This is a genomic window from Desulforhabdus sp. TSK (assembly GCF_022836495.1).
Classification (GTDB): Bacteria; Desulfobacterota; Syntrophobacteria; order Syntrophobacterales; family Syntrophobacteraceae; genus Desulforhabdus.
Genome location: NZ_BQXM01000147.1, coordinates 1 through 459, shown reverse-complemented (window position 1 = coordinate 459; position 459 = coordinate 1). Strand labels below are relative to the sequence as shown.

1 pseudogene is annotated in these 459 nt (G+C 55.1%); it reads left to right on the top strand.

Annotation, left to right across the window (positions count from 1 at the left end):
* Positions 1-405: pseudogene (locus MWC30_RS23230) on the top strand (hypothetical protein); the annotation flags it as partial.
* Positions 406-459: the final 54 nt, after the last annotated feature.

Sequence of the window (459 nt, the reverse complement as noted above, 5' to 3'; positions counted from 1 at the left end):
TTCGACGTGGACTGCTGCCGCGCCATCGCAGAAGCCTACCAGCTCAACAACCAATATCCCAACCTTCACTTCCACTTCCCCAGCCGAGACGAAATGACCACCACCGTCCAGGTGGCAGGCACACAAATCCTGCACGCCCACGGACACCAATGGCGCAACAACCAACACTACGAGTGGTGGCGCGGCCAAGAATTCCACAACGGCACCGTATCTAATATTCTCATGGCAGGCCACCGGCACCACCTCCAAATATCTGAGCAAGGACAACGCACCTTCATACAATGCCCATCCATGGAAGGAGAATCCGGCTGGTACCGACACCGCACAGGCACCACCGGCCACCCCGGACTAGTGTGTTACACTAGCCACAACAAAACACCAAACAACTATCAGATAGCGAGATGAAATAGTGCCATGAGCAGACGACCAACAAAAGCAGACCTAGCCACCACAGCATCG